Origin of the sequence: Bacillus sp. FJAT-45350 (assembly GCF_002335805.1) — a bacterium.
Lineage (GTDB): Bacteria > Bacillota > Bacilli > Bacillales > NISU01 > FJAT-45350.
This window is the reverse complement of sequence record NZ_NISU01000001.1, coordinates 608,209-626,928: the sequence shown is the minus strand read 5'-3', so window position 1 is coordinate 626,928 and position 18,720 is coordinate 608,209. Positions and strand designations below refer to the sequence as shown.

The following is an 18,720-nucleotide window of genomic DNA, read 5'->3' as shown; positions in this document are numbered from 1 at the left end:
TTCATTTCTACGAAACTGAATTAAACAAAACATGCTTATTTTTAATAAAATAATCAATTCCTGAGATGATTGTCATCACAGTTGCTACCCAAATCATTATTTCTGCAAAAGGAAAGCCGATTGCACCAAATGGGAAATTATACAACATCAAGGCTGAAATACCAATTATTTGAGTAATCGTTTTAATTTTACCTAATGGACTAGCTGCAATAACAGACCCATCTGCTGCAGCTATTAAACGAATTCCTGTAACTGCGAACTCTCTACTAATTATCACAATTGCAATCCACGCGGCTAACATTTGCAGTTCAACCAAAACAATTAGCCCAGCGGTGATTAATAACTTATCCGCTAGCGGATCTAAAAATTTCCCAAAATTAGTGACAAGATTAAAACGTCTTGCGTAATAGCCATCAAGTCCGTCAGTAATAGCTGCTACTATAAAAATAATCGCACCTATAAAATGTGTTGTAGGAAGCTCAACACCAATAAATATCTTCCCTAAATCAATCGGGGCTAAGAAGAATATCATTAATACTGGGATTAATAATATCCTCGAGATTGTTATCTTATTTGGTAAATTCACAGTGTCCTCCCTAATTAACCCTTACTTATATCCATGTTGAAACATAAGGGAAGTCTATCTCATATTTGAAAATTGAACAGGAAATTCAAAGTTTTGCTCTTTAATTAATTGTATGACTGACTGTAAATCATCAATGCTTTTTGCAGTTACACGAACTTGTTCGTTTTGGATTTGAGCCTTAACTTTAAGCTTAGACTCTTTCACTAACTTTGTGATATGTTTCGCTCGGTCACTATTTAATCCTGAAACTAATGTGATTACTTGTCTAACTGTTTGCCCTGAGGACTTTTCAATTTTACCAAAATCCATAGATTTTTGCGACAATCCGCGTTTGATAAACTTTGTCTTTAAAACATCGATGACACTGTCAAGCTTATACTCATCATCAGAAATTAATGTGATTTGCTCATTCCCCGTTCGCTCGATCGAGCTTTTTGAACCTTTAAAGTCATATCTCGTTGTGATTTCTTTTATAGCTTGATTGATTGCATTATCTACCTCTTGTAGGTCAACTTCAGATACTATATCAAAAGAGTGTTCCTTTGCCATATGAATTCATCCTTTCACTTCATATATATATGTAGTTTGCCAAGATATACTTATTGTACCATACGTTTCATACCGTTAAAAATAACTTATCTAAAACTGTTCTAGCTTTTTACTAAAGTAAAAACATTCTGACATATGATTTACCCTTTGAAATTTACGCATTTAAAACCCGCTATGAATAAATCTTCATAGCGGGCTTTTACAACTATAATTACTTTTAATTAGAAAGGTTAAACGAAACGGAAACTTTTTGGTGTACGATGTCTAATGGAAACGAAAATTCTTCACCATTAATTGTCATTTCAACAAAATTCGATGCACCAAAATTAAATTCAATTCCTTCTTCCTCACTAAAGTCATAAGTAAGTTCGTCTTCTGCGGTTACCTCTGAAGCATAGAAAGATTTCCCTTTAGTATTTTTAATACCTACATAACTACGACCTGTGAAATTAATAACAACTGAAAATTCATCAGTACCTGTAAGCTCATAGGAGGATGTATTTCCACTAGATTCCACAAATGTTAGCTCATGTTGAGGCTCTTCAATTGGTTCTTCCTCCACTGGTTCCTCTATAGGAACCTCATCTCCAGTCGGAATTTCTTCAATCGGCTCCTGAGGTTCTTCTACAGGGATTTCTTCACCAATCTCTGCATCGATTGTTTGCTCCTGTTCGTCTGGGGAAACCCCTTCTGCTTCTTCTCCACCACTAGATTGAAGCATAAGCCACGCTCCTATCCCAACTACTAATATAAACACAACTGCGATGATAGCTGGCAAAAACGGAGCTAGCTTTGTATTTGTTGACCTAACCGCAGCATTCGTCCTTTGTGCTCTAGAAGGAAGCTCACTTCCCCCTTTCTGAGGGTTTGGTAGCTCTGAATGATGTTCTTCAAATAATTGTTCAGGATCAAGGTTAACAGCTTCTGCATAGTTTTTCACAAAAGCACGGGCATAAAATTTTCCAGGCAATACTTCAAATCGACCTTCCTCGATCGCTTGTAAATATCTTTTTTGGATTTTTGTAACCTTTTGTAATTCCTCTAAGCTTATCCCTTTTTCATCTCTAGCTTTCTTTAAACGTTGTCCTAACTCTGACAAAAAAACCACCTACCAACTTAGCTAATGTCGAATGATGAGAAGCCAGATTCAATTACATCATAGCTAATTTCTTCCGATTCATCATTTCGTAACTCAATAATACAGTCAAAGTCATCCATTGAATAGTCAGTTTCACGAATAAAAATATCAGGATGCTCCACTACTTTCACCACTGGAAGCTTCATAATATCGTTCACAAGCATTCTGTGCTTTTCAGTTGCTCTCATTGTTGAAACAATCCCATCAAGGATGTAAATATGACCTTCTCCTAATTCATCCTCAGCAAGCTGACTGCGTATTGTTTGACGCAATAATGTGGACGAAATAAACGACCAACGCTTATTCGCACAAACGCTTGCAGCAACAACTGATTCTGTTTTTCCAACACGTGGCATCCCACGAATACCAACTAAATAATGACCTTCTTTTTTGAAAATTTCAGCCATAAAATCAACTAGTATCCCTAACTCTTTTCTTACAAATCGAAAGGTCTTTCTATCATCAGCATCTCTTTCAATATAACGTCCATGACGAATGGCCAATCGATCACGAAGACGTGGTTCGCGTAACTTTCTTACTGTAATGTTATCAATCGTTTCCAAAATTGCTCTAAAACGCTCAATTTGATCATCACTTTTGCTGCGAATTAACATACCACGCCGCATATCTTCTACACCATTTATCGTAACAATATTAATTGAAAGCATACCAAGTAAAGACGCAATATCCCCTAATAAACCAGGACGATTTTTATGTATTTGATATTCTAAATACCATTCTTTCATACTACCGTCTCCCCTTATGTAAGTTGCGTAAGCTTTTAAAAATTGTCCTAACAAAAAGTAAATTGATGAAGAAATATTCTACCTTATTATATGTATTCTATGTATTGACAAAAAAACCTTTTTTTCTATGATATATGATCTTTTTTTTAATGAAAAGTTTTTTTTGAAAAAAATTGGAGGTTTCCATATTATTAACCAGAGGAATTTATTTAAAATAAGAGTGCCGCTATCATGCGACACCCTTATAAGAAGGTTAACTTAGTTATTTTGAACTAGCTTCACCATCATGTTAGCTATTGCATGCTGCTCTTGTTCTGAAGCAACCGCCCATAGCTCTCTTAGAACACGTTCTTGTTCATTTTTTGGCTCAACTTGTTGCGCTAAGTATTCACCAACTTGATAAGCAACATCAGAAACAACATTTTGTGTCATTCCTTCCTGCTCTGCTTGGGAAAGTCTGTCACCTAAGAAATCTTTCCATTGATTCCAATTATCTAATACAGACATGGATTGTTCCCTCCTTAATGTGTGATACAGTGTTATTTTTACAAAAAACGCTTGAAAATATACAAACCATTTTCAACTGCATCAACAATACCATGCCCCATTTACGGAAATGATTTGACCATTTATGTATGTAGATTTTTCTGATGTTAAAAATGATACGACATTTGCTACCTCATCTGGGGAACCAAAGCGTCCCATTGGTATTTCATCTGCTAATTCACGTAAATCTTCCTCAGTGTAGCTCGAGAGCATTTTCGTATCAATCGCTCCTGGAGCTATCCCGTTTATGTACAAATTAGACGGTGCTACTTCTTTCGATAAAGCTTTGACAAAAGAATTCAATCCACCTTTTACTGTTGAATAAACAACTTCACACGAAGCTCCAGTTAGACCCCAAATAGAGGAAATAACAATTACCTTTCCACTATGATTGGTAATCATACTCGGTAGAAGGGCTTTCGTAAGTTGTATAGGACTTGTTAAGTGGAGTTGAATCATCGACATGATTTCTTCATCCTTCATATCCGTTAATAACCCAAAATAGCTATTACCACTGTTATGAATAATCACTTCAACTGGATTTGTTATCTGCTTGAGTAGCTCGTTGGGTCCTGTTGGAGTAGATAAATCTGATTGTACAAGGTATGTTCCGATATTGTGTTCATTACACCTTTCTTGCAGTTCAAGAACACTTTGTTCATTTTTATGGTAATGCAAATAAAGAGAAAAACCTTGAGCAGCTAATTGCATAGCAATAGCTGCTCCGATGTCTCCACTTGCACCAGTTACTAGTGCCCACTTACTCACTTCAAATCCTCTGTATACCCTTCAGGTTTAACCTGGAATACTGTATAGCGATCAAAGTCAAAATGGTCTTTAAGTACATTTGTTAAAGAATCTGTTGTAATACCCTCTAATACTGGTACTACATCAAATAGGTTCATGTCATTAAACTGATAACGTGTAAATTGATTTGCTATATATTCTGGTGAATTCAAAGAACGTAAAAAAGAACCTATCTTCTTCTTTCTTACTTGCTCAACCATGCTTTCATCTAAAGGTTCAGATAAAAATTTTGTAACCATTTCTTCAATTTTATTTGCCAATTTATCAGGATATTTCGTATCTCCACCTAAAATAGAGAATCCAAATCCATACTCTGCTGAGTGATCAAATGAGAATGTATCATCAATAATCCCCTCATCATATAGAGCTTGGTAATTAGATGTACTTTGTCCAAACATAATATCGAGTAAGATATTAATCGATAGCTCCCTTTCTAATAACTCTTCTCCACTTCTTGTCGGGTCCTTCTCTTTAAAGCCCACTAAGCACTTTGGTGTTTGCACACTCATGTGTAGTACTTCTTTTTTCTTAGCTACTTCACTTGGTTCCTCATCAAAGAATCTTTGAATGTCTGTAGGTGCTTTAAATTCTTTCTTACCCTGATTTTCTCTCACTAACTTCATAACTTCCTCTGGGTCTTGAGGTCCAACAATGAAAAGCACCATGTTACTTGGATGATAGAAAGTCTCGTAGCATTGATAGAGCATATCTTTTGTTATTTTGGAAATTGAATCGATCGTACCGGCAATATCGATTTTAACAGGATGGTTTTTGTACATATTTTCAATAGCTCCAAAATAGACACGCCAATCAGGATTATCATCATACATGTTAATTTCTTGACCGATAATCCCTTTTTCCTTTTCAACACTGTCCTCTGTAAAATATGGATGCTGAACAAAGTCTAGTAACGTTTCTAAGTTCTTTTCTACATTTGTTGTACTTGAAAAAAGATAAGCAGTTCTTGTAAAACTAGTGAATGCGTTAGCCGATGCACCTTGCTTACTGAAATCCTGGAAAACATCTCCTTCTTCATCTTCGAACATTTTATGCTCTAAAAAATGGGCAATTCCATCGGGCACCTTAACTGGCTCATTTTCACCTAGTGGAACAAAATGGTTATCAACGGAACCATATTTTGTTGTAAATGTAGCATATGTTTTATTAAATCCTTGCTTTGGAAGGACGTATACTGATAATCCATTATCTAATGTTTCATGATAAAGTGTTTCTTTTAATTGTTCAAAATCAATTTTGTTTACCATTAAACTACCTCCTTGCCTTTTAAGAAATAAATTGTGTCTAATTTTAGTTTATTCGCTACGGCAACCATTTCCTCTTTCGTTACAGCATCAATCCCTTGTAACCACTCTTCTACTGTTCGCTCTTTTCCAGATACAACATTATGATAAAGAAGTTCGATATATGCTTTCGCTACATCCACTGTTTCTAGTAACTGATTTTTTATCATCGCTTTCGTTTGATTAATTTCATCCTCAGTAAACTCTCCGTTACGCATCGCTTCCATTTGTTCTTTTATGATACGAACTGCTTTATCGTAATTAGTAAATTCGATGCCACTCATCACCATTAAAATCCCCTTGTGACTCTCGTAGCGAGAAGCTGCATAATAAGCTAGGCTTTCTTTTTCGCGAACATTTAAGAATAATTTTGAATGTGAGAAGCCACCGTATAATCCATTCATGACTTGCAAAGCATAATATTCTTTATCACTGTACGTTGTGTACGTTCTATAGCCAATATGCAATTTCCCTTGTTTAACGTCTTGCTCATCAAAGACAACTTTCTCTTCAGACGGTATTGGCTGATTGGTTATCTCATGAACTTTTTTCTTTGGTGCTCTTTCAATAGTAAAGTTAAACTGTGAACTAATCGTTTGCTTTATTTTCTCTTGATTTAAATCACCAATGACGTATAAGTCAATTTCATCTTCTATAAGCATGTTTTGATAGTAAGAGTACAGACTTTCTGAAGTCAAAGTGTCTACACCGTCTTCTTTCCCATACACAAGTAAACCAAATGGCTCATTTTTGCACATTTCTTCAGTAATTCTCATATTAGCATAGCGCATTTTATCATCATAAATTGCCTGGATACGTTGCTTCAATGAACGTTTTTCACTTTCAACAACTGTTTGGGCAAAGCCTTGACCATCTAACTTCGGGTGAAGAAGTACATCCGCTAATAATTCCATTCCTTTTTCAAATAAAGGTGTTGGGTCGTTGATAAAGTTTTCATTCGCAACGTCTAAGCGAAAGACAATAACATGATCTTCCCCTTTTTTCTGAACGTCAGCATACATGGAAGCCCCGTATAACTCATCTAATTGGCTTCGTATCTGTTGTCTAGTAGGAAATTTCTCAGAACCACCTTGTAAAATATGAGGTAGAATTGCTCTTTGACTTACAGTTTCACTCTGTAGTGGAGCTTTTATCATCAAAACAATTGTGTTTGTTTTATACTTATCCGTTTGTACCATATGTACATTCATACCATTGACTTGTGCATGGTGCTCTTGGAGTTCTTTCATATTAACTCATCTCCTTCTTCTTACTTTCTATCAATACTTTCAAATTTCCTACTTACTTAGGATATGCATAATTTCCCGTTCTTACTACGTATAGCATAAAATTGCCAGATTACTGTGAAGAAGCTTCTTCTTCTAGTGGCTTTTGTACAAGGACTTCTCTAGGTTTACTTCCTTCATAAGGACCTACGATTCCTCTTGCCTCCATTTCATCAATTAACCTTGCTGCTCTTGTGTAGCCAATTCTAAAACGTCTTTGTAGCATTGATACACTTGCAGTATTCATTTCCATTACTAAATCTACTGCATCTAAATATAAATCATCCTCAACTTCTTTCGTTGATTGAGGTACTTCTGTTGGCATCATTTCTTCTTGATACTGTGCCTTTTGCTGTGCAATAACAAAGTCAACAATCGATTCTACTTCCTCATCAGATAAAAACGCTCCCTGAATACGTGTTGGCTTTGAAGCACCAACTGGTAAGTAAAGCATGTCTCCTCTTCCTAGTAGCTTTTCTGCTCCACCCGAATCTAGGATTGTTCGAGAGTCTATTTGAGATGATACACCAAAAGCAATTCGAGAAGGAATATTCGCCTTAATTACCCCAGTAATGACATCAACAGAAGGTCGTTGCGTCGCAATAATCATATGAATTCCAGCAGCACGCGCCATTTGTGCTAGGCGTGTAATCGAATCCTCTACATCCCCTGAAGCTACCATCATTAAATCTGCAAGCTCATCAACAATCACTACGATAAATGGTAAAAATGGTTGCTGGGCTTCATTCGTTTCATTTTGACGTCGAATTAATTCATTATAGCCTTCAATGTTCCTAGTTCCTGAGTGTGAAAATAAGTCATATCTTCGTTCCATTTCACTTACAACTTTCTTCAGTGCTTGTGACGCTTTTTTAGGTTCCGTTACAACAGGTGTTAATAAATGAGGGACACCATTGTACATCGTAAGCTCAACCATTTTGGGGTCAATCATCATAAGCTTTACCTCATGAGGCTTCGCTTTCATGAGAATACTAGTAATAATCCCATTAATACATACACTCTTACCACTACCGGTAGCACCAGCTACTAATAAATGTGGCATTTTATTTAGCTCTGCTAATACAGGCTCCCCGGAAATATCTCTCCCTAAACCTACAGAAAGAACAGAATCTTTTTTGTTTTGTGGTGAGTCTAATACTTCACGTAATGTAACAATTGCCACTTCTTTATTCGGTACTTCAATACCGATAGCCGATTTTCCAGGAATAGGGGCTTCAATACGAATATCCTTTGCTGCCAATGCTAAAGCTAAATCATCTGATAAATTAACAATTTTACTTACTTTTACACCTACATGAGGATGGACTTCGTATTTTGTCACAGCTGGTCCTAGGTGAACTTGTAACACCTTTGCCTTAACTCCAAAACTTTCAAGGGTTTGCTCTAATTTCCTCGCATTTGCTGATACATTCTGCCTTTCTAAGTGCTGCCCATTCGCCTTAGGATTACTTAATAGATCAAAAGATGGTAATTGATAATCTTTATTTGTTTGAACTTCTGATTCTACTATGTATTCAGGTTCTGTTGAGGCTTGTCCATCAGTTTCTATATCAGCTGATTCACTTTCAACTATGGAAGGTACTTCATCTGACTTCTCATCACCATACGCTTGAGATGTAAAATCATAAATAATAGGTTCTTCATTTTCATCAGTTGATACCTGTACAGGAGTATTCTGACTATCTCCTTGATTATTTTGATTTTGTACTTCTTTCATTTGTTCCCTTATTGCTTTACGCTCTTCCCATTTTTTCTGCATTGTTTCAAAACCATTTTGTAAGTCATTCACAACACCATCTATAAGCTGTTTAACAAAATGATAACTTCTACCAAACATACGTGTAATTAATTCCGTTAATGACTGACCTGTAATTAAAATGATAGAAACAATAAAACAAAAAAAGGATATTAAATATGTACCCAGTGAATCAAATAAAAAATGACTGACAGCAAAACCTATTGCTCCAATCATACCTCCTCCTAAACCTAATGCAGGAGGATTACCTTGTACATATAGCCAATATATCTGCCATGTGTTTCGTATAACAGATTGATCTTGAAAACCATCACTACCCGCTAATATTTCAAAAAGTCGTAAATGGCTTAATAATAAAAATGAGAAGACTAATAAGTAGACCCCTAACAATCTCCTAGTAAAGAAACTCGGCACTGCCCTTTTTACTATGATAAACATAGCTGTAAGGAAAAGTCCGATCGTCAATGCAATATTCCATTCCCCTAAAAATAACCTAAACATATTCACTGTCACTTCACCGACACTTCCAAGTCGGGCGAATGTAATAACAGAGAGAATAAGCAAACTTAATCCGATAAGTTCATATTTCAACTGTGACTTCCATTCAAATTTTTTTCTTTTTTTCTTTCTTCCTGCCATGTAACCACCCTCTACCTTAAGTCACAAGTCTTTTCTTGCTCCTTTTTATGCTATTTTCTAAGATGAAAAGGAAAGTACCAAATAGCTATAGCTATAGCAAGTTATTTACAATACTACAGTCATTTAATGACATAAGCATAAACCTCAATTACGCTTAATTCTAGCCAGTATTTAGCTACTTCATCCAACTTTATGCATTTATTATAACATAAACCTCCATTGACCTATCAATCAGAGGATTCCAATAAAATTAGAGAATGAAAATAGCCAGACATGAATAACTATCACATCTGGCTTACTTTCGTTACATATTAATTTGAGGTTTCATCGGGATGACTGCTCCTGGAGAATAACTACTGTTTAAGTATTGCATAGGATCAGAGCTAATTAGACGAATAACTTTATATTCACTTTCTGAGACAGCCTCCACTACTAATAATCCCCCAGCAATTTCAATTGTTTGCTGCTTAGCGAAACTTTCTTCTTGTTCAGGATAAATTAGTTCTTGCGGGACTGTTGTATAGAGTATCATTGGATCATATCCCCTTCAGGCGTTGAATTTCTTTTTTTCTCTATTAGCTCATTTAATTTTTTCAATGCTTGGCCAATTCCACCTACTTCATTAATTAAGCCATATGATACAGCATCTGTACCAACAACATTTGTTCCAATATCTCTCGTTAAATTGCCTTTAGAAAACATTAGCTCTTTGAACTTTTCTTCGGTAATTTCTGAGTGAGTCGTAACAAAATTAACGACACGGTCTTGCATTTTATCTAAGTATTCAAATGTTTGCGGAACACCGATGACTAGACCTGTCAATCTAACAGGATGGATTGTCATCGTTGCCGTTCCTGCTATATAACTATAATTAGAAGCTACGGCAATCGGAACACCTATAGAGTGTCCACCACCTAAAACAAGTGTAACTGTCGGCTTGGACATAGATGCAAGCATTTCTGATATCGCTAGACCTGCTTCAACATCTCCACCTACAGTATTTAAAATAATTAGCATACCTTCAATTTTTGAATTTTGTTCTGCTGCTACAAGTTGAGGAATAATATGTTCATATTTCGTCGTTTTATTCTGTGGTGGCAGTTGCATATGCCCCTCAATTTGACCGATTATCGTTAAGCAGTGAATGTTTGATTGGTCCATTTCCGGTACATTTGTTTGACCTAATTCTTGAATTTTATTTAAAAGACTGTCACTTTTACCACCTTGTACGCCATCTCCTTGAGGAGGTGCCGGTTGTTTCGGTTGCTCGGGTTGATTCGGTTGTTCATTCATTATAATACCTCCTTTTTTTCATACAACAATAACCTGTTCTGTATATAGTATGATCGACAACCTTTCCCTTCATTCAAAAGAAAAAGGAGTGCTATAAAAGCACTCCTTTTCTAAATATTTCATTACACTTCCATTATAATCGGAAGAATCATTGGGCGACGCTTCGTTTTCTCAAACAAGAAACGGCTTAGAACTTCTCTAACATTGCTCTTTAAAGAAGACCACTCGTTTACATTTTCAGTTACACATTTTTTTAATGTTACAGCGACTAACTCATTTGCTTCTATTAAAAGTTTCTCGGATTCACGCACGTAGACAAAACCTCGAGAAATGATATCTGGTCCTGAAACAATGTCACCTGTTTGTTTGTTTAATGTAACAACAACAACAAGTATGCCATCTTTCGAAAGTAAACGACGGTCACGGAGAACGATATTACCTACATCTCCAATACCTAATCCATCAATTAACACATTACCTGATGGTACTTTCCCTGATTTTCTACCTTGTCCTTTTGTAAATTCTACTACCTCACCTTTATCGATAAGGAAAATATTTTGTGGCTCTACACCAGTTTGTATTCCTAATTCTTTATGTGCGCATTGCATACGGAATTCACCATGAATCGGAATAAAATACTTAGGTTGCATTAAATTAAGCATTAGCTTTAACTCTTCTTGACTACCATGTCCAGATGCATGAACTTTTGCTTGTCCATAAACAACATCTGCACCTATTCTATATAATTGATCAATAATTTTTGAAACGGATTTTTCATTTCCAGGTATTGGTGATGCAGCAATAATAACCGTATCTTCATCTGTAATCGCAATTTGACGATGGGCTTTTTTCGCCATACGAGTAAGAGCAGACATTGGTTCACCTTGGCTACCAGTAGTTAAAATAGCTACTTGATGAGGCTTTAACTTATTAACCTCATCCACTTCTATAAATATATCCTTTGGTGCTTTTAAATACCCTAACTTTGTCGCAATTGTAATCACTTTAATCATGCTTCGACCGATAATCGCAACTTTACGATTTGCTTTAGCTGCTGCATGAATTACTTGCTGAATACGATGGACATTAGAGGCAAATGTCGTAACAATGATACGACCTTCTGTTTCTTGGAAAACTTCTGAAATTCCTTGTCCAATAACTGATTCAGAAGCTGTTGAACCAGGGCGCTCAGCGTTTGTACTATCTGATAGTAGGCAAAGGACTCCCTTTTCACCAATAGCAGACATTTTACCTATATCAGCTCTTTTACCATCGACTGGAGTTTGGTCAAATTTAAAGTCCCCAGTATGCACAATTGCACCTTGTGATGTTTCAATACAAACTCCAACAGAGTCAGGAATGCTGTGATTAGTTCTGAAAAACGATACATTCACTGCTCCAATTGTAATTTTTGAATTAGAGTCAATTAACTTTAATGTACTAGATTTTAAACTACCTGCTTCTTTTAACTTTTCTTCTACTAATCCCAGTGTCAGCTTAGTTCCATATACGGGAACTTGTAGCTTCTTTAACACATAGGGTAAACCACCAATATGGTCTTCATGTCCATGCGTTAAGATGATTCCACGAACACGATCAGCATTTTCAACGAGGTAAGATACGTCTGGAATGACTATATCGATACCGAGCATATCATCGTCTGGAAACATTAAACCAGAGTCAATAACAACAATATCCTCGCCAACCTCTACTACATACATATTTTTGCCTATTTCGCCGACTCCACCCAAGGCAAAAACCCGTATTTTTTCTACATATTCATTTGACAATTTTTGCTCCTCCTAATAACCACTATATCTACTTTATTTAACTAAACCACTCTGTACTGACTCCGCTCGTTTCTATTTGAATTGAAATGGCGCTAGATTCAACAACTATCACCTAAAGAAACACGATCCTTAGTAGATAATTGATTCTTACGGAATGGAATTACCATTTTATGGTCTGGTAACTGACCTTAAGCCCGAACTAATCACTTATTTGTAGTATAACGTAACTTATTAGATGAAAACAAGAGGTAAGTTCCTCCGTTGGAATAAAAAAACAATCAAACAGTTCGTTTGATTGTTTTTTTACTATATTTAATTAAATGAGCTTTGCTTTAAATACCTGTTTAGCTATTTAGAAGTGTAATTACTTCAGCTCACAACGCCAATTACTCTATTATTTCATTACTTGAGAAACGATTTCTTTTTCTTCATCAGTTAACGGTACAAGAGGTAGCCTTACACCTCCAACATCAATACCCTTTAAGCCTAATGCTGCTTTTACACACGTTGGGTTCGGTGCTGCAAACATCCCCTTCATAATAGGTAGTAATTCACGATGAAGCTTTGCTGCCTCTTTAGTTCTTCCATTAATGAAATGTGTAACCATTTCTTTAATTTCGTTTCCTATCACATGCGCTGATACAGAAACAATGCCATCTGCCCCAATTGACATCGCCGGTAATGTTAATTGGTCATCACCACTATAAAGTGTGAAAGAACTATCGGTAGCTTCTATGATAGCTGCCATTTGTTCTAAATCACCGCTTGCTTCTTTTACAGAAACAATATTCTTAACCTTTGATAGTTCTATTGTCGTTTCTGCAGTCATATTTATTACCGAACGACCAGGAATATTATATAGCATAACTGGTAAGTGGGTAGCATTTGCTATAGCAGTAAAATGTGCGATCAATCCAGCTTGAGACGGCTTATTATAATAAGGTGTTACTGCCATTATACCATTGACACCAAGAAGAGTAGCTTTTCTTGTTAAGGCAACTGATGATGCCGTATTATTCCCACCTGTTCCTGCTATCACTGGCACTCTACCATTAACGTGCTTCACAACAAATTCAAATAACGAAAGCTTTTCTTCTGTAGTTAGTGTTGGAGATTCTCCCGTTGTACCTGCAATAACAAGGGCATCGGTTCCGTTCTCCAACAAGTAGTCAATTAAATTCTCGGTCAACTTATAATCAATGTTTCCCTCTTTATCAAAGGGAGTCACCATTGCCGTTACTACCTGACCAAAGTTCACTGCTGTTCAACTCCTCTACACGATATGGTTTTCCCGTAAAGTATAAACTATCAGCTTGAATCACAATTCTTGTTCAAGCTGGAACATTTGATGCAATGCATTGACTGATTTTACCATGTCCTCTTCTTTAACTAAAACCCAGATCGTTGTATGTGAATCAGCAGATTGTAATATTTGAATATTTTCTCCCGCTAATGCTGCAACTATTTTTGCTGTGACACCTGGTACTCCAGTCATCCCTGCACCTACTGCAGACACTTTTGCACAATGTCTTGTAACTAGAGGGTCATACCCCATTTCTGTTAACACTTCAATTGCACGATTGGCTAAATCATCAGTCACCGTATATACTACGCCTAAAGGATTAATATTGATAAAATCAACACTAATATTTTCATTAGCCATCGCTTTAAAGACCTTCTCCTGTAAATCAAATTGCCCATCTTTTGCTAACACTTTAATTTGAGAAATGTTTGCTAAGTGAGCAATTCCAGTAATAGGTCGTTCTTGTACTTCATGACCAGATTTTTCGTTTGGCATTGTCGATACTAACGTTCCTCTATTATCTGAATAAGTAGAACGTATATGAATTGGTATCTTAGCTTGCATTGCAATTTCTACCGCTCTCGGGTGAATGACCTTAGCTCCTTGGTATGCCATATTACAAATTTCTGTATAGGAGACTGATGATAGTGGACGTGCCTCTGAAACAATTCGAGGGTCTGCTGTCATAACTCCTTCTACATCTGTAAAAATATCAACCCACTCTGCTTCAATAGCTACACCGAGAGCAGTAGCGGATGTATCACTACCACCACGACCTAATGTAGTGATTTCACCAGATTTAGACTGACCTTGAAATCCCGCAACAACAATAACATCAAAGTCTTCTAATACATTTCGTAAATGCTTTGATTCCATCTCTACAATTTTCGCATTAGAAAAATCTTCATTCGTTCTAAATCCAGCTTGTGGTCCCGTCATAGCAGTCGCCTTTAGACCATAACTTGATAGTAGGTCTGTAAATACGACAGAGGATATAACCTCTCCACAGGAAACTAGCAAATCTAGTTCACGTTTACTTGAAGTCTCTTTATTAATAAGACTTAGTAAAGTGTCTGTCGCATAGGGGTCACCACTTCTCCCCATAGCTGATACGACGACAACTACTTTATATCCGTCATCAACTGCAGCTTTCACATGAGAGGCAGCTTTCTTACGAACATCTTCATCCTTTACAGATGTTCCGCCGAATTTTTGAACAATTATTTTCATTTATGGCACCTACTCTTTTAAAAGGTTGTTCAGAATATAGGAAACGATGGCTCTTCTTCGATTAGGGTGTACTCGCGAATTGAATAGTATGAAGAAGAGTAGTTGCGGAGGGTGTTCTAGAAGCTAGTGGTTGAAAATGAATAAAGGATTATCTTCATTCATTTTCCCCACCTATCACTCTATTCTTAGCGTAGCTTCAAAAGAGCAGAGTCCTCTTAGGCCCATACTCTCTTGTTTTCCTAAGTTTGATTACTTTATTTCAATAATTGTAATTTAACAAGGCTTTCAGCTATTTGAACAGAGTTCCATGCCGCTCCTTTTAATAAATTATCAGAAACAATCCACATATGATAACCATTATCTTTGTCTAGGTCGTTACGAATACGACCAACAAATACATCGTTTTTACCTACACAATTAATAGCCATTGGATAAACTTGATTTTCCGTATCATCTTCAAGTGTAATTCCAGGAGATGAAGCCATTAGTTCTTTAAGCTCAGCAACTGTTGCTCCACCCTTTTCTGTTTCAACGTAAACAGATTCAGAGTGACCAGTTTCTACTGGTAGACGTACGCATGTTGCAGCTACTTCAAGCTCAGGCATATGCATAATTTTCTTCGTTTCATTTATCATTTTCATTTCTTCAAACGTGTATCCATTATCACCAAATACATCGATTTGAGGAATTGCATTGTAAGCAATTTGATAATGCTTCTTATCTCCACCACAAGGAAGGATTTCTGGTGTTGCCTCTTGCCCCTCTAATAGTGCTTTTGATTGTTCTTTCATTTCATTAATTGCTCCTAAGCCTGCACCTGATACTGCTTGGTACGTAGAAACAATAATTTTCTTTAGACCATATTTTTTACGAAGAGGTTCTAAAGCAACAACCATTTGAATTGTAGAACAGTTTGGATTTGCAATAATTCCTTTATGATTATGAAGATCCTCTTCATTTACTTCCGGCACTACAAGTGGAATTTCCGGATCCATACGGAATGCACTCGTATTATCAACTACAATTGCCCCACGTTTTGCCGCTTCTGGTGCAAGAGCCTTTGATACTGAACCACCTGCGCTGAATAATGCTAATTGAACTCCTTCAAATGCTTCAGGTGTTGCTTCCTCAACTGTTACCTCTTGACCTTTAAATTCAATTTTCTTCCCTGCAGAACGCTTTGAAGAAAGTAATTTCAACTCAGACACTGGGAAATTTCTTTCCTCTAGAGTTTTTAAGATTTGTTGACCTACTGCACCTGTTGCTCCTACTACTGCTACGTTATATCCTGTTTGTTGTACCATATACCTTACTCCCTTCTCAACTTTCAATAGTTTAATAGTGCTGCAAAAACTTTATAGATTACGTTCCATTCTAACATATAATCAAAGAATTAACCTATTACATTAGCAACCTGTTCTATTAAACTTTAAGGGAATCAAGGTTTTTTCGCAACTTCCTTATGGCGACTAATCTCTGAATTTTTCAATTACCACAGGCTGATATTGCTTACCACGTAGTGCATGCTCTATTGTTTCTGGAATTGCTTCCATTCTTGCTACTAACGAGTTAGGTTTTACATCTGGAGCGTCTTGCCCAAAAGGGATAAAGTATATATTTTTTGTTGACATAAGCCTCATAATATTTACCCCATTTAAGCCTAAAGCATCATTTGTAGAAATCCCTAACACAACTGGATTACTATTTCTTAGGGTTGCCTTAGCTGCCATTAATACAGGAGAATCTGTAAGAGCATTCGCAAATTTACTAGTTGATCCCCCTGTTAAAGGTGCAATCACCATACAATCTAGTGGTGTTTTTGGACCAAATGGTTCAGCCTTTACAATGGAATCAACTAGCTCTTCACTTGTAATATCTTTGATTTGCTTAATCCAATCGTCACTATCCCCAAATTTAGTATCTGTTGATTTCACTGTATGAGTAACAAATGGTGTTACCTTGGCACCTAGTTCGACTAATTTTTTCATTTGAGGGAGCACCTCACCATACGTACAATGAGATCCTGTTAACCCAAACCCAATGTGTTTACCTTTTAAAGACATGAAATGTCCTCCTCTCATAGTTATAAATCTTCTACTAATAATTTCGAAAGAACATTTGCTAAAATTTGCCCAGCTGTTTTCGGAGCAACAATTCCAGGCAGCCCTGGAGCTAACAATGCTTTAATCCCTCTTTTTTCAGCATAACGAAAATCTGTACCACCTGGCTTTGATGCTAAGTCGATAATAAGCGCATTTGATGGTAGTTCAGCAATAACATTTGCTGTTATTACAGGGGCAGGAATCGTATTTATTACAATATCAACATCTGAAACCTGCTCCACTAGTTCAGCAATTTGAAAAGGAGTTAACCCCATTTCAAATATTCTAGCTAAATCCTTTGATTGCTGAGCTCCTACCTTCACATTGGCCCCTAAGGCATCAAACGTTCTAGCTACAGACATACCTACTCTCCCAAGTCCTAATACAGCTACGTTTGCATTATGAACTGTAATATCAGTATGTTGTATAGCCATCATGACCGTTCCTTCTACCGTAGGAATAGAATTATAGATTGCAATATCATCACGTTCTAATAATTTCACAAGTTTACGTCCTACCTCGTCAGTTGATTCATTGAGAAAATCGTTGCTAATACCTGTATAGACAATGCAATGATCAGGTGTTTTCTTTAACATATCTGTTGTAATCGTTACAGGTTGATTTGAAAATACCGTTTCTACTACACCTGATTGATTTGTTCCACTGACTGGCAATAAAATCGCATCTACAGTTTTAAAATCTACATCATCTATTTGCTTCTTTGTTGCTCCAACGAAGCCATCATCTAATTGCTCAAAACCAAGCATTGTGATCTTTGCATCTAGCGTTGACAACTTCCGTATTATCTCTAGCTGACGGGCATCGCCACCAATAATCACAATATGTTTTCCAGTTAACATATTTTCAGGCCCCTTTCTTATCATTTATTTTTATTAACTAGGAAGCTTCAGTAGGGGTTTCCTGTGTTTAATGATTTCAACACTAGCATATGTGAGAAATACCTAATGGGTGAATAAGAATGGAAAACTGCTTGCAAAGGTAACGTGTTATAGATAATCTTAGTAATTCACAGGGTTTATTTTATGAGTTCGATAAATGATAACTTTTCGAGTTTCAATAAATACTGCCGTTATAAACCTTATGTGCCCATAACTAATTATGTGAAGATGCTTGTCCATTACAAATAACCTAAAAAGCGGAATTTATTGAAAGCAATGCGTGAAGTCAATACATGTTTAAAGTTCAGTGTAAGTGGTTTTCTTTTCGCTGAAAAAGTAGTTACGAAGCCATTGCCCTCCTTTGAATATGCTTTCACTTATCCGCATTAAAAAGCTCAACCAAAATGGTTGAGCTCTAACTTTTATCTTGTACATCAATAATAATCATATCAGAACCTATTTTTATAATTTGATCCCAATGAACCGTGACTTCATTCTCCTTCTTTCCAAAACCAAACCATTTCATTGTTGGTACGATAAATGAAACGACTCGACCTGTTTCTTCATCAATAACTAAATCCGTTTGACCTAACACACCAAGTCGAGCCCCTTTTTGATAATCAATAATTTCCTTTCCACTTATTTCACTTAATCTCATAACCGAATCCTCCCTCTATTATTGAGTTTTCGTAAGCATCAGACGTAACCTTATCGATAGGTGCAGTACC

At 36.4% G+C, this 18,720-nt stretch carries 18 protein-coding genes; all 18 read right to left on the bottom strand.

What is annotated here, in order from left to right:
* Positions 1 to 7 precede the first annotated feature (7 nt).
* A complete protein-coding gene (gene pgsA, locus CD003_RS03110; RefSeq protein WP_096199427.1) occupies positions 8 to 586 on the bottom strand; it encodes a CDP-diacylglycerol--glycerol-3-phosphate 3-phosphatidyltransferase in 579 nt (192 codons plus the stop codon).
* A 54-nt stretch (positions 587 to 640) separates the two neighbouring features.
* Complete coding sequence (locus CD003_RS03105; protein ID WP_096199426.1) at positions 641 to 1,135, bottom strand: YajQ family cyclic di-GMP-binding protein; 495 nt, start codon at positions 1,133 to 1,135, stop codon at positions 641 to 643.
* Between the two features lie 217 nt (positions 1,136 to 1,352).
* Positions 1,353 to 2,243: a helix-turn-helix domain-containing protein gene (locus tag CD003_RS03100; protein ID WP_257008150.1), complete on the bottom strand. Its 891-nt coding sequence runs from the start codon at positions 2,241 to 2,243 to the stop codon at positions 1,353 to 1,355.
* A gap of 8 nt (positions 2,244 to 2,251) precedes the next feature.
* Positions 2,252 to 3,019, bottom strand: coding sequence for a DUF3388 domain-containing protein (locus CD003_RS03095; protein WP_096199424.1), 768 nt, complete (start codon positions 3,017 to 3,019; stop codon positions 2,252 to 2,254).
* A gap of 258 nt (positions 3,020 to 3,277) precedes the next feature.
* Positions 3,278 to 3,526 carry a DUF3243 domain-containing protein gene (locus CD003_RS03090; RefSeq protein WP_096199423.1) on the bottom strand — a complete coding sequence of 83 codons (249 nt, stop codon included), beginning with the start codon at positions 3,524 to 3,526 and terminating at the stop codon, positions 3,278 to 3,280.
* Between the two features lie 81 nt (positions 3,527 to 3,607).
* Positions 3,608 to 4,333, bottom strand: coding sequence for an elongation factor P 5-aminopentanone reductase (gene ymfI, locus CD003_RS03085; protein WP_096199422.1), 726 nt, complete (start codon positions 4,331 to 4,333; stop codon positions 3,608 to 3,610).
* The gene (gene yfmH / locus CD003_RS03080) at positions 4,330 to 5,637 is read right to left on the bottom strand and encodes an EF-P 5-aminopentanol modification-associated protein YfmH (RefSeq protein WP_096199421.1); all 1,308 of its coding nucleotides are present in this window, start codon (positions 5,635 to 5,637) and stop codon (positions 4,330 to 4,332) included. The genes ymfI and yfmH overlap by 4 nt, the downstream gene beginning before the upstream one ends.
* Positions 5,637 to 6,923: an EF-P 5-aminopentanol modification-associated protein YfmF gene (gene yfmF, locus CD003_RS03075; RefSeq protein ID WP_096199420.1), complete on the bottom strand. Its 1,287-nt coding sequence runs from the start codon at positions 6,921 to 6,923 to the stop codon at positions 5,637 to 5,639. Before yfmF ends, yfmH begins: the two co-directional genes overlap by 1 nt.
* A gap of 109 nt (positions 6,924 to 7,032) precedes the next feature.
* Positions 7,033 to 9,375 carry a DNA translocase FtsK gene (locus CD003_RS03070; protein WP_096199419.1) on the bottom strand — a complete coding sequence of 781 codons (2,343 nt, stop codon included), beginning with the start codon at positions 9,373 to 9,375 and terminating at the stop codon, positions 7,033 to 7,035.
* A 304-nt stretch (positions 9,376 to 9,679) separates the two neighbouring features.
* The gene (locus CD003_RS03065; RefSeq protein ID WP_096199418.1) at positions 9,680 to 9,907 is read right to left on the bottom strand and encodes a YlzJ-like family protein; all 228 of its coding nucleotides are present in this window, start codon (positions 9,905 to 9,907) and stop codon (positions 9,680 to 9,682) included.
* On the bottom strand, positions 9,904 to 10,668 hold the full coding sequence (locus CD003_RS03060; protein ID WP_096199417.1) for a ClpP family protease: 765 nt from the start codon (positions 10,666 to 10,668) through the stop codon (positions 9,904 to 9,906). The genes CD003_RS03065 and CD003_RS03060 overlap by 4 nt, the downstream gene beginning before the upstream one ends.
* Before the next feature lie 122 nt (positions 10,669 to 10,790).
* Positions 10,791 to 12,458 carry a ribonuclease J gene (locus tag CD003_RS03055; RefSeq protein WP_096199416.1) on the bottom strand — a complete coding sequence of 556 codons (1,668 nt, stop codon included), beginning with the start codon at positions 12,456 to 12,458 and terminating at the stop codon, positions 10,791 to 10,793.
* 394 nt (positions 12,459 to 12,852) lie between these two features.
* Complete coding sequence (gene dapA, locus CD003_RS03050) at positions 12,853 to 13,716, bottom strand: 4-hydroxy-tetrahydrodipicolinate synthase (RefSeq protein ID WP_096199415.1); 864 nt, start codon at positions 13,714 to 13,716, stop codon at positions 12,853 to 12,855.
* 60 nt (positions 13,717 to 13,776) lie between these two features.
* Positions 13,777 to 14,991, bottom strand: coding sequence for an aspartate kinase (dapG, locus tag CD003_RS03045; RefSeq protein WP_096199414.1), 1,215 nt, complete (start codon positions 14,989 to 14,991; stop codon positions 13,777 to 13,779).
* 254 nt (positions 14,992 to 15,245) lie between these two features.
* On the bottom strand, positions 15,246 to 16,295 hold the full coding sequence (asd, locus tag CD003_RS03040; protein ID WP_096199413.1) for an aspartate-semialdehyde dehydrogenase: 1,050 nt from the start codon (positions 16,293 to 16,295) through the stop codon (positions 15,246 to 15,248).
* A gap of 165 nt (positions 16,296 to 16,460) precedes the next feature.
* Positions 16,461 to 17,054, bottom strand: a complete 594-nt coding sequence (locus tag CD003_RS03035; RefSeq protein WP_096199412.1) for a dipicolinate synthase subunit B — start codon at positions 17,052 to 17,054, stop codon at positions 16,461 to 16,463.
* Positions 17,055 to 17,074: 20 nt separating this feature from the next.
* Positions 17,075 to 17,953, bottom strand: a complete 879-nt coding sequence (dpaA, locus tag CD003_RS03030; protein ID WP_096199411.1) for a dipicolinic acid synthetase subunit A — start codon at positions 17,951 to 17,953, stop codon at positions 17,075 to 17,077.
* Positions 17,954 to 18,407: 454 nt separating this feature from the next.
* Positions 18,408 to 18,650, bottom strand: a complete 243-nt coding sequence (locus tag CD003_RS03025) for a YlmC/YmxH family sporulation protein (protein ID WP_096199410.1) — start codon at positions 18,648 to 18,650, stop codon at positions 18,408 to 18,410.
* Positions 18,651 to 18,720: the final 70 nt, after the last annotated feature.